This is a genomic window from Streptomyces aureoversilis (genome assembly GCF_042657885.1).
GTDB classification, from domain to species: Bacteria; Actinomycetota; Actinomycetes; order Streptomycetales; family Streptomycetaceae; genus Streptomyces; species Streptomyces aureoversilis.
The window spans coordinates 353,769-367,421 of record NZ_JBHSKJ010000002.1 but is presented as its reverse complement, the minus strand read 5'-3'; the positions used below and the strand labels follow the sequence as shown (position 1 = coordinate 367,421).

At 73.2% G+C, this 13,653-nt stretch carries 13 protein-coding genes, 1 tRNA gene and 1 pseudogene; 9 read left to right on the top strand and 6 right to left on the bottom strand.

Annotation, left to right across the window (positions count from 1 at the left end):
• Positions 1 to 6 precede the first annotated feature (6 nt).
• Positions 7 to 2,106 (bottom strand): MDR family MFS transporter, encoded by a 2,100-nt coding sequence (locus ACFPP6_RS04515; protein WP_382037430.1) that lies wholly within the window; start codon positions 2,104 to 2,106, stop codon positions 7 to 9.
• Between the two features lie 277 nt (positions 2,107 to 2,383).
• Here ACFPP6_RS04515 and ACFPP6_RS04510 point away from each other — a divergent pair, with 277 nt between their 5' ends.
• Positions 2,384 to 3,058: an HAD-IA family hydrolase gene (locus ACFPP6_RS04510; RefSeq protein ID WP_382037714.1), complete on the top strand. Its 675-nt coding sequence runs from the start codon at positions 2,384 to 2,386 to the stop codon at positions 3,056 to 3,058.
• Between the two features lie 114 nt (positions 3,059 to 3,172).
• On the opposite strand, the gene ACFPP6_RS04505 is transcribed toward ACFPP6_RS04510, so the two are convergent.
• Together ACFPP6_RS04505 and ACFPP6_RS04500 are read right to left on the bottom strand one after the other, a co-directional pair.
• Complete coding sequence (locus ACFPP6_RS04505) at positions 3,173 to 3,754, bottom strand: TMEM165/GDT1 family protein (RefSeq protein ID WP_336007711.1); 582 nt, start codon at positions 3,752 to 3,754, stop codon at positions 3,173 to 3,175.
• Positions 3,755 to 4,090: 336 nt separating this feature from the next.
• Positions 4,091 to 4,840: pseudogene (locus ACFPP6_RS04500) on the bottom strand (ABC transporter permease); the annotation flags it as partial.
• A 248-nt stretch (positions 4,841 to 5,088) separates the two neighbouring features.
• On the opposite strand from ACFPP6_RS04500, the gene ACFPP6_RS04495 reads away from it, so the two are divergent.
• The 3 genes from ACFPP6_RS04495 (at position 5,089) to ACFPP6_RS04485 (ending at position 7,336) form a co-directional block, all read left to right on the top strand.
• Positions 5,089 to 5,757, top strand: coding sequence for an HNH endonuclease family protein (locus tag ACFPP6_RS04495; RefSeq protein ID WP_382037428.1), 669 nt, complete (start codon positions 5,089 to 5,091; stop codon positions 5,755 to 5,757).
• 224 nt (positions 5,758 to 5,981) lie between these two features.
• Positions 5,982 to 6,476 (top strand): DoxX family protein, encoded by a 495-nt coding sequence (locus ACFPP6_RS04490; protein ID WP_382037426.1) that lies wholly within the window; start codon positions 5,982 to 5,984, stop codon positions 6,474 to 6,476.
• A 230-nt stretch (positions 6,477 to 6,706) separates the two neighbouring features.
• Positions 6,707 to 7,336 carry a DedA family protein gene (locus ACFPP6_RS04485; protein WP_382037424.1) on the top strand — a complete coding sequence of 210 codons (630 nt, stop codon included), beginning with the start codon at positions 6,707 to 6,709 and terminating at the stop codon, positions 7,334 to 7,336.
• Positions 7,337 to 7,516: 180 nt separating this feature from the next.
• Here the strand turns inward: ACFPP6_RS04485 and ACFPP6_RS04480 are convergent, their stop codons facing one another.
• Positions 7,517 to 8,044: a DUF1990 family protein gene (locus ACFPP6_RS04480; RefSeq protein ID WP_382037423.1), complete on the bottom strand. Its 528-nt coding sequence runs from the start codon at positions 8,042 to 8,044 to the stop codon at positions 7,517 to 7,519.
• A 193-nt stretch (positions 8,045 to 8,237) separates the two neighbouring features.
• Positions 8,238 to 8,912 (bottom strand): snapalysin, encoded by a 675-nt coding sequence (snpA, locus tag ACFPP6_RS04475; RefSeq protein ID WP_382037421.1) that lies wholly within the window; start codon positions 8,910 to 8,912, stop codon positions 8,238 to 8,240.
• 264 nt (positions 8,913 to 9,176) lie between these two features.
• Here snpA and ACFPP6_RS04470 point away from each other — a divergent pair, with 264 nt between their 5' ends.
• The 3 genes from ACFPP6_RS04470 to ACFPP6_RS04460 all read left to right on the top strand — a co-directional run bounded on the left by ACFPP6_RS04470 (position 9,177) and on the right by ACFPP6_RS04460 (position 10,905).
• Positions 9,177 to 10,079, top strand: coding sequence for a LysR family transcriptional regulator (locus ACFPP6_RS04470; RefSeq protein ID WP_382037420.1), 903 nt, complete (start codon positions 9,177 to 9,179; stop codon positions 10,077 to 10,079).
• Between the two features lie 152 nt (positions 10,080 to 10,231).
• Entirely contained in the window at positions 10,232 to 10,624 is a 393-nt protein-coding gene (locus tag ACFPP6_RS04465) for a carboxymuconolactone decarboxylase family protein (protein WP_382037418.1), read from the top strand.
• 41 nt (positions 10,625 to 10,665) lie between these two features.
• A complete protein-coding gene (locus ACFPP6_RS04460; RefSeq protein ID WP_382037416.1) occupies positions 10,666 to 10,905 on the top strand; it encodes a hypothetical protein in 240 nt (79 codons plus the stop codon).
• A gap of 4 nt (positions 10,906 to 10,909) precedes the next feature.
• On the opposite strand, the gene ACFPP6_RS04455 is transcribed toward ACFPP6_RS04460, so the two are convergent.
• A tRNA-Val gene (locus ACFPP6_RS04455) sits at positions 10,910 to 10,981 on the bottom strand.
• A 202-nt stretch (positions 10,982 to 11,183) separates the two neighbouring features.
• On the opposite strand from ACFPP6_RS04455, the gene ACFPP6_RS04450 reads away from it, so the two are divergent.
• On the top strand, positions 11,184 to 11,957 hold the full coding sequence (locus tag ACFPP6_RS04450; RefSeq protein ID WP_382037414.1) for a DUF4097 family beta strand repeat-containing protein: 774 nt from the start codon (positions 11,184 to 11,186) through the stop codon (positions 11,955 to 11,957).
• Positions 11,958 to 12,041: 84 nt separating this feature from the next.
• A complete protein-coding gene (locus ACFPP6_RS04445; protein ID WP_382037412.1) occupies positions 12,042 to 13,439 on the top strand; it encodes a coiled-coil domain-containing protein in 1,398 nt (465 codons plus the stop codon).
• The last annotated feature ends 214 nt before the right edge of the window (positions 13,440 to 13,653 follow it).

Genomic DNA, 13,653 nt, shown 5'->3' with positions numbered 1-13,653 from the left:
ACCCTTTCACGGCTGCCGCCTCCCCGGATCCCGCCGCGCGTCGTGATCCCGCCGCGGCCCCGCGTCCCCGTCGTGGGGCTGTTCCGCGTCCGAGCCGCACAGTTCGGTGGTGAGTTCCCGGACGAGGGCGTCGAGGTCGGTGGGGCGGTCCGCGGTCCACCAGTTGCCGAGGAGGTCGGCGAGGGATTCCTCGCGGGCCCGGAAGAGGAGGCCCGCGACGCGCCGGCCCTCGTCCGTCATGACGAGGGGCAGGCCTTCGCGGCGGGCGAGGCCGCGGACCTCCAGCTGGATGGCGGCCTCGGTGACGGCGCGCAGGGGGACGTCGACGCGCTCGGCGAGCAGGGAGGGTTCCACGGAGCCGTAGCGGTTCATGCGCAGGAGCATCCAGCTCGCGGCGGGGCGCAGGTCGAGCCCGGCCCGTTCGGTGATCACCTCGTAGACCTTCTTGCGGCCCTCGCGGCTGCCGAGCAGGGACAGGGCGCGGGCGACCTCGTCGTGCGAGGAGCGTTCGACGGGGTTGCTGGACATGACCTCGCTGTTGTCGGGCGCGGTGACGCTGCCCCGCAGCGGTTCCTCCCGCAGCAGCCAGGCGAGGGCGAAGGCGACGAGCCCGGCGGGCACCGCGTAGAGGAAGACGTCGGTGATGGACGTGGAGTAGGCGTCGAGGACGCCCGCCCGCTCGCCCGGCGGGAGGGCGGAGACCGCGCGCGGGTCGGCCTGGAGCTTGTCGGCGCTGACGCCGGCGGGGAGGCTCGCGCCGGCGAGGGCGTCGGCGATCCGCGGCCCGAGCTTGTTGGCGAAGATCGTGCCGAAGATGGAGACGCCGAAGGACGCGCCGATGGAGCGGAAGAAGGTGGCGCCGGAGGTGGCGACGCCGAGGTCGCGGTAGGCGACGGCGTTCTGCACGACCAGGACGAGGACCTGCATGACGAGGCCGAGCCCGAACCCGAAGACGAAGAAGTACGCGCTCATCTCCCCCGTGCTGCTCCCGGGGTCGAGCTGGTGCAGCAGGAGCAGGCCGACGGTCATCACGGCCGTGCCGGCGATCGGGAAGACCTTGTAGTGGCCGGTGCGGCTGACGATCTGGCCGGAGCCGGTCGAGGCGATGAGCAGCCCGGCCACCATCGGCAGCATGTGCACCCCGGACATGGTCGGCGAGACGCCCTGCACGACCTGCAGGAACGTCGGCAGGTACGTCATCGAGCCGAACATCGCGAAGCCGACGACGAAGCCGATCACCGAGCAGAGGGTGAAGGTGCGGATCCGGAAGAGCTTCAGCGGCAGGACGGGCTCCGCGGCGCGCCGCTCCACCAGCACGAAGGGGACGAGCAGCGCCACGCCGAGCACGCCGAGGCCGATGATCTGCCAGGACGACCAGGGGTACGTCGTGCCGCCGAGGGAGGTCATCAGGACCAGGCACGTGGCGACGGCCGCGATGAGGAACGTGCCGAGGTAGTCGATGCGGTGCGGGGTGCGGCGGGCCGGGATGTGCAGGACGGCGGCGATGGTGAAGAGGGCGACGATGCCGATGGGGACGTTGATGTAGAAGACCCAGCGCCAGCTGAGGTGGTCGACGAACAGGCCGCCGAGGAGCGGGCCGAGCACGCTCGTACCGCCGAAGACCGCGCCGAACAGGCCCTGGTAGCGGCCGCGGTCCCGGGGCGGCACGAGGTCGCCGACGATAGCCATCGACAGCACCATCAGCCCGCCGCCGCCGAGGCCCTGCACGGCGCGGAAGGCGATGAGCTCGCCCATGTTCTGGGCGATGCCGCACAGCACGGAGCCGAGCAGGAAGATGACGATGGCCGTCTGGAAGAGCTTCTTGCGCCCGTACTGGTCGCCGAGCTTGCCCCACAGGGGGGTCGCGGCGGTGGAGGCGAGCATGTAGGCGGTGACGACCCACGAGAGGTGTTCGAGGCCGCCGAGGTCGCTGACGATCGTGGGCAGGGCGGTGGAGACGATCGTCTGGTCCAGGGCGGCCAGCAGCATGCCGAGCAGCAGGGCCCCGATCGCGACGAGGACGGTGCGCCGGGGCTGCCCCTCGCCGGGCGCGGGCAGGGGCTCGGGCTCCGCGGCCACGGAGGGGCCCGGGGTGTCGTCCGCCATGGGCGCTCCTGGGGTCTCCTGGGATCTCCTGGAACTACGGAATACGGGACTGCGGGACAACGGGACTGCGCGGCGCTTCCGCACCCCGCACCGCCTCGCTTCACGCGCGAAACGCTCTTCCATCGTGGTCCGGATCGCCCCGTCCGGCCCGCCGGGGTAGGCCATTGGCTTTCCGGGCGGGACTTTTTGTATCGTTAGGAAACAAAGTGGTCCCGCCCGTATTCCCTGACCGGCGGGCGGGACCGCCTTGCCTTACTCCCGCGCCCTGGAGCCGTCGATGCAGGCCTTCGCCCCCACCACGACCACGCTGACCGCCCGCGCCCTGCTCCTGGACATGGACGGGACGATCGTCAACTCCGACGCCGTCGTGGAGCGCTGCTGGCGCGAGTGGGCCGCCGAGCACGGGCTCGACGGCGACGCCGTGATGAAGGTCGTCCACGGCCGCCAGGGCTACGCCACGATGGCCGTGCTGCTCCCGGAGCGCCCGATGGAGCAGAACCACGCCGACAACCGCCGGATGCTCGCCGCGGAGACCGCCGACGTCGGCGGCGTCGTCCCGGTCGCCGGCGCCCCGGCCTTCATGGCCGCCCTCGCCTCCCTCCCGCACGCCCTGGTCACCTCCGCCGACCGCGCCCTGGCCGAGGCCCGCATGGGCGCGGCGGGCCTGCCCATGCCGGAGGTCCGCGTGACCGCGGAGTCCGTCGGCGCGAGCAAGCCGGACCCGGAGGGCTTCCTCAAGGGCGCCGCGGCCCTGGGCTTCGCCCCCGCGGACTGCATCGTCTTCGAGGACTCCGAGGCGGGCATCGCGGCCGGCAAGGCGGCGGGCATGCGCGTGGTGGGCGTCGGCCCGCGCGCGGCGGCCCACAACCCGGACGTCCACGTCGCGGACCTGACCCGGATACGCGTGGAGGCGGGCGAGAACGGCGCCGTCACGCTCCACGTCTCGGCCTGACCCACCCGGCCTGACCCACCCGGCCCGGCCCACCCGGCCCGGCCCGATGACACCCACCCGTCCGCCGGCCCGGCGCGCTGACAGCCCCGGGCCGGCGGACGGCGTTCGCGCGGATCAGCCCGCGACCGCCTCGTACAGGCTGAAACCCGCGAGTCCCAGCATCACCACGGCGGCCACCTTGGTGATCAGCGCCAGCGGCACGTACTTCATCAGGGTGCGGCCGCCGACGATGCCCAGGCCCGCGACGGCCCACAGGGCCAGCACGGCGCCCAGGCCCACCGACAGCGGATCGTCGTAGCGGGCGGCGAGGTTGGCCGTCATGATCTGCGTGAGGTCGCCGAACTCGGCGACGAGAATCAGCATGAAGCCGGCCCCCGAGACCTTCCAGAAGGACTGGTCGGCGGGCTTGCGCAACTCCTCGTCACCCTCGTCCTTCTTGAACAGCAGCATGACCGCACCCGCGAGGAAGAGCAGGCCGACCACGCACTGGACGAGACGGTGCGGCAGCAGCGTCAGGACGCTCCCGGCGGCGATGGCGAGCGCGACGTGCACGGCGAAGGCCGCGGCGACCCCGGCGAAGACGTAGCTCGCGCGGTAGCGGGTGCCGAGCATGAGGCCGGCCAGGGCGGTCTTGTCGGGCAGTTCGGCGAGGAAGACGACGCCGAAGGCCAGGGCGGCGACGGTGAAGCTGATCACGGAGGCATTCCCTCAGTCGGTGGGGTGCTGCCGCACCGAGGGGACCTGAACCTGTCGAGGGGTCGCTTCGGCACGGCAGCGTCATGGACACTGCGGCCGAAGGTCTCGCTGGCGGGCGCGGACGCCTGCCTCCGGGCGCCGGCCGAGGCGAGCTCGGCAGTATGTCGACGGTCCGGCGAAGAGCTACTCCCCTTCTGCTCCGTTCAGGGTACGCGACCGGCGGGCGAACCGCCCCGCCGAGGCGGCCGCAGCCCCTCCCCGGCCGCCACCGGCCCCTCCCCGGCCGCCGCCGACTCCTCCCCGGCCGCCGCCGGCCCCTCCCCGGCCGCCGCCGGCCTCGTCGCGGTGGAGCAACCCCCGCGCCACCAGCTCCAGGACGAGCGCCACGGCCACCGCCTGCACGGCCAGCAGCGCGACCAGGACGAACAGCTGCACCGCGCCCGCGAGCAGCGGGGACTCCCCGCCGAGCAGCATGCCCACGAACGCGCCGGGCAGTGTGACGAGACCCACGGTGCGGGTCTGGTCGAGGCCCGGCAGCAGGGCGTCGGACGCGGCCGGGCGGGCGATCTCCAGGCGGGCGTCGCGGTCGGCCATGCCGAGCGCCAGGCCGGCCTCCACCTCGCCGTACCGCGTGTGCAGCTCGTCGAGGGCGCGCCGGCCGCCGAGGACGGTCGCCGTGAGCCCGCCGCCGATGAGGATCCCGGTGACGGGGATCAGGGCGATGCCCTTGAGCGGCACGAGCCCGGTGAGCAGCAGCAGGGCCACGACCGGCAGCACCGCCGCGCCGATCGGCACCGCGGCCCACCACCAGGTGCGGTTGTCCGTGATGCGCCGCCCGGCGGTCCGTACCGCGACGGCGAACATCAGCCCGACGAAGCAGAGGAGGAGCGGAACCGCGCGGACCACCCAGCCGATGACGGCGGAGACCGCGGCCAGCTGGGCGGCCGCCCGCACCCCGGCGACGGCGATCGAGCGGGCGTGCCCGCGCCCCCGCCCGTCGGCGAGCCGGGCGGCGGCCGCGACGCCCACAGCGGCCACGAGCAGGACGGCGAGCACCACGGCGAGCGTGGCGTTGACGGGCAGCAACGCTGCGGCGGCGAGCACGCGGCCCACCCTAGGCGGCCCGAACGGCCGGTTACCGGCGGTCGCATGGCGGCGTGTCAGGAAAGCGGCGCGCGGCGGCGCCGAGCGCGGTCAAGGTCACGTGAACGGGCTCTTGCCTTGTCATGATCGCGTCGTCACCCTGTTACCTGGCGCCCACCCCCCGGACACCGGACGCCGCGATCCTGGCCGCTCCCGACGGCCGAAGACCCCCCACTTCACAGGGAGTTCCCATGTCCGCAATACGCACCCCCTCCGCCGCGCGCGGCCTCTACGCGCGTCGCGCCGCCGTGGCGTGCGGCCTCGCCGCACTGACCGGCTCGCTCGCCCTCGGCGGGGGCACGGCCCACGCCGCGCCGCCCACCCCGCCGGACGCCGCGACCGTCCGGGGCTACCTCGGCGAGCTGAAGGTGAGCCCCGAGGGTTCCATGGACGGCTACAGCCGGACGAAGTTCCCCCACTGGAGCACCCAGTCCGGGCAGTGCAACACCCGCGAGGTCGTCCTCAAGCGCGACGGCGAGAACGTGCAGCAGGACGGCAAGTGCGCCGCCGTCTCCGGCACCTGGGCCTCCCCCTACGACGGCGCCACCTGGCACGACGCCCAGGACATCGACATCGACCACATCGTGCCGCTCGCCCAGGCCTGGCGCTCGGGCGCCAACGCCTGGACCACGGCGCAGCGCCAGGCGTTCGCCAACGACCTGACCCGGCCGCAGCTGATCGCCGTGACCGACCGCGTCAACCAGGCGAAGGGCGACAAGGACCCGGCGCAGTGGATGCCGCCGCTGAACTCCTACGCCTGCACGTACGCGCGGATGTGGGTCACGGTGAAGCACCACTACAAGCTGACCGTCGACTCCGCCGAGAAGGAGAAGCTGGCGGCGGTCCTCAACGGCTGCTGAGGCGGCCTTCCCGCGGCCGCGGTCGCGGCCTTCGCACAGTGGGGCGGTCCGGATGGATATCCATCCGGACCGCCCCACTGTCATGCAGGCGGCAATCGGTCCCCACGCGTTTCGGAGCGGAGTCCGGCACAATGAATCAAGAACTTGAACTTGCAAGTATCGATTAGGGGTACCTAACCTGGTTCCCTCATCGTTCCTGTCCCCGATACGAGGAGCCCCCTGTCATGCCCCCCACGCCCACCGCCGCCTCCCCCTCCGCCCCGGCGACCGCCGCCCCCGCGAGAACCTCCGCGGACGCGGCCCCGGCCCTGGCGCAGCGGCTCGACGCGGCCCGCCCGTACGTCCTGTCCGCCTTCCGGATCGTGGTCGGCCTGCTCTTCGCCTGCCACGGCGCCGCTTCCCTCTTCGGCATCCTCGGCGGGGCGGCCGGCACCAACGGCGGCACCGTCGAGGCCGGCACCTGGCCGGGCTGGTACGCGGCCGTCATCCAGCTCGTCGCCGGCGCGCTCGTCCTGCTCGGCGTGGGCACCCGCACCGGCGCCCTGATCGCCTCCGGCTCCATGGCCTACGCGTACTTCGACGTGCACCAGAGCATGGCCCTGTGGCCGATCCAGAACGGTGGCGAGGCCTCCGCGATGTTCTGCTGGGCCTTCCTGCTCCTGGTCTTCACCGGCCCGGGCGCGCTGTCCCTGGACCGGCTCTTCTCCCGCCGCGGCTGAGCCGCGGAGCGGGTCCGGTACCGCTCCCGGACCCGCCGGGCCCCCGCCCGGACCCGCCCGGTGTGTGACTCAGCGTCCTTAATGTCGCGATCCGTACCGTGATGCGCACAACATCACCACCCCCACTCACACGTCACACACGCCCCAGGCGTACGCTGTCCGGTTGTGAAGGCCGCCCCTGCCGCTCCCCTGCGACGTCGCGGCGGGGGACCGTACCGGGAGATCAGGACGTGCTGGAAAAACTGGGGGCGTTGGCCGACACCCCATGGATCTATGTGATCGTCAGCATCTCCGTACTGCTCGACGTCTTCCTCCCGGTCCTCCCCAGCGGCGTCCTGGTGATCACGGCGGCGACCGCCGCCGCGGGCACCGCGGCCAACGCCGTCGGCGGCGCGGCCCACGGCCACGCCGGATTCTCCGAGATGCTGCCGCTGGTCATGTGCGCCGCGACCGCGTCCGTCATGGGCGACATGGTCGCCTACCGGCTCGCCTGGCGCGGCGGCGACCGCTTCGACCGGGCCATCGCCCGCTCGCGCCGGCTGACAGCCGCGCAGGCCAAGCTCGGCACGGCGCTGCTGCGCGGCGGCGGCCCCCTGGTGGTCGTCGCCCGCTTCGCACCGGCCGGCCGCTCCGTCGTCAGCCTCGGCGCCGGCGTGATGCACCGCCGGGCCGCCGAGTTCCTCCCCTGGTCCGCCCTGGCCGGTCTGACCTGGGCCGCGTACAGCGTGAGCCTCGGCTACTTCGGCGGCCAGTGGCTGGGCGCCGGCTGGATCGGCACGGCCGTCTCCTTCTTCGCCCTCTTCGCGGCCGGCGCGGGCGCCGCGTACGTCGTCAAGCGCCCCAGGACGCGCGAGGCGTAACAGGCGGCGCGAGGCGTCACGCGGCCCCGGGCCCGGCCTCGCCCGCACCTTCGGTAGCACCCGTTACGGCAGCGACCGTACGTCCGGTCGGTGACGGATGGACGACAGGATTCCGCGGTCGCACGAGCGTGCGTACGCCCGGCCGTCCGCCCTTCTACGTCGCCCGGCGGGTGGTCTCCGTCACTTCGCCGCGCGGACGGTCTCCGCGCGCAGCACCCGCGCGCAGTGGCGCGCGTATCCGCGCTGGAACGCCGGCACCAGCGGCCCGGCGGCCCGGGTGAACCAGCGCGCCGGACGGCTGAACGCGGTCACGGCCAGGCGCACGTCCTCCGCGCCGTCGAGCGTGACGACGAAGGACTCCTCTCCGCACTCGGGATGGCCCGGCAGCGTGCCGTAGGCGAAGCCCGCGCGGCGCTCCTCCCGCACGGCCCAGACGACCGCGCAGGTCCCGGAGGCGCGCAGCGGGCCGAGGCCGAGGGAGAGGTCCACGGTGACGCCGGGGGCGGCCGGGAGGGTACCGGCGGGGATGCGGACGCCGGCGGCGCGGTGCATGCGCCAGGAGAGCAGCGCGTCGGCCGCGGCCTCGAAGACCGGGCGGCCGCGGCCGAGGTAACCGACCTCACGGAGGTGGTGGTAGCCGGCGGGAAGCGGCAGGCGGGCGGTGGCGCCGGCCTCCGCGTAGGTGAGGCCGGGGGGCACGTGTGTCATCGGTTCCAGTATGGGCCGCACGGGCCGGGAGACGGGCGGCGGCCCGGCTCCGCGAGGGAACCGGGCCGCCGGACGGGCAGGCCCCCGCCCGGTGAGCGGGGAGCTCACCGGGACGCAGGGCTCATCGGGCCGTTGGAGCTCACCGGGCGGCCGCAGAACTCACCGGGCCGGGGGGGCTCATCGGGCCGAGAGGTCATCGAGCCGTGGTGAACACGCCCTTGTCGTCCTTCTTGAAGGCCGACAGGCCGTTGGCCCACAGCTGGTTGACCCGGTTGCTCTCGGCGCTGTTCGGGCGGGTGTTCTGACAGGACGGGCCGGGGCCGCCGCCCGACATCAGCTCGCTGCACGGACCGGAGTAGTGGTCCGGCAGGCCGAGCACGTGGCCGGTCTCGTGCGCGGTGACGCGCGTGGAGTTGTACTGCTGGTTCTGCCGGTAGTCGAGGAAGATGTAGCCGCGCCCGTGGCCGTCGGTGCTCGCGTACGAGCCGCGGGAGTCGTTGCCCTCGTAGTAGCTGAAGTCGGCGTTGCTGCCCGCACGCAGCTGGACGTTGCGCACGGAGCTGTTCCAGATCTGGGCGCTGGCGGCTATCTGGGAGGCGAAGCTGGGCGCTCTGCTGGCGTCGTAGGTGACCGTGACGGCCCGCAGGCCCGGCGACTTCGCGGCCTTGGCCTGCGCCGACTTCATCACCGCGTCGAAGAACGCCTTGTTGTTGGCCTCTTCGGCCGACGAGCCGGCGTACGACGACACGGTCTGCGCCGTCTGCGATCCCGTGGCCGACGGGGCGGAGGCGGACGCGGGGACCGCCGTCATGGCCGCCGAGAGCCCGAGGCCGATCGCCGCAGACAGCACCATCGTGGAGCGTTTCATGTGGGGGACTCCATTCGTGCCGAGGACCTCCGGGGGCGTGGTGGGAACGCCGGCCGGATGTCCGTCGGGTGAACTGCTGGTCCCGCAGAGTCTGTGACGAGTTATCAGCGGTGCGGATGATGCCAACTGGCCATAGCACCGTGCAATCACCTACCCTGCCCCGGCATGTGCCTGGTGTGACGTGCGAGGCGCAGTTATGCTCCCCCCGTGGAGCTCGAGGTCAGGCACCTCCGCGCGCTTTGCGCCATTGCGGATGCGGGAAGCGTGCGGAAGGCCGCGCTGCAGCTGGGCATGACGCAGCCCTCGCTCACCACCCAGCTCCGCCGCATCGAAGGGGCCGTCGGGGGCCTGCTGTTCACCCGCGGCCAGACGGGCAGCCGCCCCACGCCGCTGGGCCACTCGGTGCTCTCCCGGGCGCGGCCCATCATCGCCGAGATGACCGCCCTGATGGCGGCGGCGCGCGACGCGGCGGCGGGCGCGGGCGGGGCCCGGCTGCGGGTCGGCAGCATCGGCGGCCGCGTGGTCGCGGGCTGGCTGCGGCGGCTGCACGCCCGGCTGCCCGACACGGACGTCACCATTCACATAGAGGTCTCCGCGGGCACGTTGCTGCAGCTGCTCGCGACCAACCAGCTCGACGTCGCCTTCGTCCACGAGGCCGAGGGTTTCCCTTTGCACATACCACCGGGCGTCGAGCAACGGGTCCTGATGACACGGGAACCGAGGTTCGTCGCCCTGTCCGCCGCGCATCCGGCGGCCGGCCGCCCGGTGGTGGGGCTCGCCGAACTCGCCGACGACGCCTGGATCGTGGACCCCGCCGCCGACCACGAGTGGTCGGCCCTGCAGCGGGCCTTCACCGCGGCCGGCACCGACCCGCGCCTGGTGCACGTGCGCGACGCCGCCACGGCCGCGGACCTCGTCGCCTCGGGCGAGGCCGTACGCGCCTGCCAGCCCACCGCGGAGGCCACGCCCGGCACGGTCCTCCGCCCCCTCCACGGCGACCCCCTCACCGCCGAACTCTCCCTGGCCACCCGCCCCGGCGCCCTCTCCCTCCCGGAAGCCGACGCCGTCTTCGGCGACTTGGAGGACGCCTACCGGTCCCTGGCCTACGCCCACCCCGCCTACCGGTCGTGGCTGCACCGCAACGGCGGCATGCTGCCGGCGGCGTAAGCGGCGCAGGGGCGGCCCCGCGGCGGGCACAGCACGTGGTCGGCGGCCCGCACCCCGGCCCGCGCCCGCACCCGCGCCCGCGACACCCGGGCATGGCGGACCTATCGTAAGAAAGAGGACAGCTGCTCATCCCGACGAAAGGGGTGGCTGCCATGGGAGACCGCAGCCGCGGCGAAATCGAGTCGGAGATCAAGGAAGCGCTGGGACTCGTCCCGCACTTCTTCTGCGGCATCCCCGACGACCTGCTCGCATACGAATGGGAACTCTTCAAGAGGTTCGAACTCGACGAAACCCTCATTCCGAACAAGTACAAGGAGCTCATGGGAATCGCCCTGCACTCCGAGACCAAGTGCCGCTACTGCACGCTCTTCCACACCGAAGCGGCCAGGATCTTCGGCGCCTCGGAGGAGGAGATCCAGGAAGCGGTGCACTACGCGAAGCACAGCCTCGGCTGGAGCGCCTACCTCAACGGCATCCGCGAGGACTACGACGACTTCGCCCAGGAACTCGGCCAGATCAAGGGATACCTCAGCTCGCAAGGCTGACGGGCGGAGAAGAAACGACGGAGACGGAGAAGGACCGACCGATGCAGCTCGAGTGGGCCCGGCCGGGCGTTCTGCGCGTGACCTCGCACGTGTACGAGTTCGCGGCACTGATCGCCGCGGCCCGCTACGTGACCGAGTCCGCTCCCCCGGAAATCGGCGAGGAGGCGCTGGGCCGGCTGAAGGAGATCCTGCGCAGCTACGACGCGCAGGCGGCGCGGCTGCACGGAGAACCGCCGGAGCGGAATCCGCAGGATCCGCAGCAGCGGAAACCGCAGGAATGAAGAGTGGGCACAGACGGATTTGAACCGCCGACATCTGCTTTGTAAGAGCAGCGCTCTACCGCTGAGCTATGCGCCCCGGCACGAGGTGACAGCCTACATGGCACCGCCCGGGTCCCCGCAAATGTGAGGGCGGCGGGGCGCGTGCGGGGGTTATCCCCACCCCCGGTCCGGTAGCAGGCTTCACCTCCGTCCGGTAGGAGGCTTCATCGCGCCCGGGCGTGATCCACTCCTACGCTTGCCGGGTACACAGCACCCGTCGCCCCGACTCCGGAGTTCCGATGAAGCCGCGCTCCCGCGCCCGTTCCGCCGCCCGCATCTGTCTCGTCACGGCCGGCGTGCTGGCCGCCGGGGCGGCCCTGGCCGGCTGCGGGAGCGCCGACGCGAGCGAGGCGAAGCCCGAGACGAAGACGTTCGCCCTGGCCGGCAAGGAGCTGACCGTCGAGTCCGACGACTCGGCCCTGGAGATCGCGCCCGCCGACGTCAAGGGCGTGGAGGTCACGCGCTGGTTCTCGGGGTGGACCCTGGGCGGGAGCACCAAGGTCACCTGGGAGCTGGACGGCTCCGTGCTGAAGCTGAAGCAGCAGTGCAGCGGGCTGAGCGTGGACTGCGAGTCCCGGCACAAGATCGAGGTGCCGCGCGGGGTGAAGGTGACCGTCAAGAGCGACAACGGCTCGGTCAGGACCCGCGGCTTCGACACCGACCTCAAGGTCACCTCTGACAACGGCGCGGTGAAGGTCGCCGACAGCAGCGGAGCCCTCGACCTCTACAGCTCCAACGGCACCGTGCTCACCACCGGCACCACCTCGACCCGGGTGAAGGCCCGCACGGACAACGGCGCGGTGCGCCTCTCGCTCAGCCGGGTCCCGGACCGGGTGGAGGCCGAGAGCAACAACGGCGCCCTCACCCTCGACCTGCCCCGCGCCTCCTACCGGGTCGACGCGCACAGCCGCAACGGCGGGGAGCGCGTGGACGTGCCCCGCGACGACAACAGCAAGCACGTCGTCTCGGCCCGCACCGGCAACGGCGAGCTGAAGATCCGTACGGCGGAGTAGCGCGAACCATCCGTCCTGTGTGTTCGTCCTTACCGGGTGGGAGAATGGCATCCGGGCCAGGGGCGATCCATCGGGAGAGGGCAAGTGACGGCGACCTTCGCGCAGTCCGTACGACCGGCACACCGCCGCCTCCGGGCCGTCAGAGCCCTCACGGCCACCGCCCGGGACGTCCTCGCCCTCGCGTTGCTGCCCGTCCCCCTGCTCGCCGCGGCCGCCGTCACCGCCGCGCCCGCGGCCTTCACCGGCGGCGGCACGCGCCGCTGGGGCTGGGGCCGCGGCGAAGGCCAGCGGGCCGACGCCCAGGCCGCGAAGGACGCCGCCGCAGCCGCCTTCTACGAGCTCGACACCGCCCAGCGCGAGCTGCGGATCTCCATCGAGACGATCACGGCGGTGGACCCCTCCCCCGCCGCCCGCAAGGCCCGGGCCGACTTCACCGCCCTCGGGCAGCGCATCGACGAGGTCTCCCACGCCTACATCTCCGCCGTCGACTCCCACGACATCGACCGCGAGGACCTCGACTCCGGCGCCGCCGCCCGGGCCCGCACCGACCTCACCGCCGCCAAGGACGAGCTGCTGCGTGCCAAGGCCGAGCTGGACCGCTTCGGGCAGGGCCTCGGCCCGCTGCTGGCCGCCGCCGAGACGCAGCTCGCCCGGCTCGCGCCCGCCGTCGAGCGGGCCCGCCAGGGCCTCCTCGCCGCCACCCAGGCCCTCGACGCCGTCCGGGACACCGGCCTCAAGGCCGACGGCCTCGCCGCGCGCCTCGCCGCCCTCTCCCCCGAGCTCACCCGGCTCAACCAGGGCGCCGGGCAGCACGGCGTCCAGGAGACCCTCCGGCGTGCGGAAAGGGTCCTGCACGAGGCCGAGGCCGTGCGCGGCGAGGCCGAAGCGCTGCCCGCGAAGGTCGCCGAGATCGACAAGCGGCTGGTCTCCCTGCGGACGCGCGCCCAAGCCCTGACGACCCGTGCCGCGGGCGTCGAACCCGTCCTCAGCGAACTGCGCCGCCGGTACAGCGCCGCCTGCTGGCAGGACCTCCAGCAGGTGCCCGAGGAGGCGCAGCGGGCCGTCGCCCAGGCCGAGGAGAAGCTCGCCGAGGCGCGCCGGGCGCGGGACGAGCAGCGGTGGCCGGACGCGCTGGCCCTGCTGTCGACCGTGCGGGCCGTGCTGAGCACGACGGACGAGTCCGTCTCCGCCGCCGGGGACCGGCTGCGGCGGCTGGACGAGGTCTCCTTCGACCACCAGGGCGAGGTCGAGCGCACCCGCTTCGCGATCCGCGACGCCCAGCGGCTCGCGATGGAGGGGCGCAGCACGCCCGACCCGCGGCACGCGCGGCCGCTGGACGAGGCCGTGGAGCGGCTGGAGCGGGCGGTGGCGGGGCTGGAGGGCCGCCACCCGGACTGGTGGCACTTCCTGACCGAGACGGAGGCTGTGCGGGGGGTTGTGGCGGGGGTCGTCCAGGGGATACGGGGGGAGCGGGGGCGGTAGTCGCCGGGTGCGGTCGTCACCGGGTGCCGTGGTCACCGGGTGCGGGTGCGTCTCGGGTCCGGTGGCGGGGGCTCCGGGGTGGGGGTCCGGGGCCGTACATTTACGGGCCCGGTGCCCCTGACGTCATGCGCGCCCGGAGATTGGGCCCGCAAATACACGTCAGCGCCCCGGACCCCCACCCCTGCGCCCCCGCCACCTCCCGCCGGTGCACACC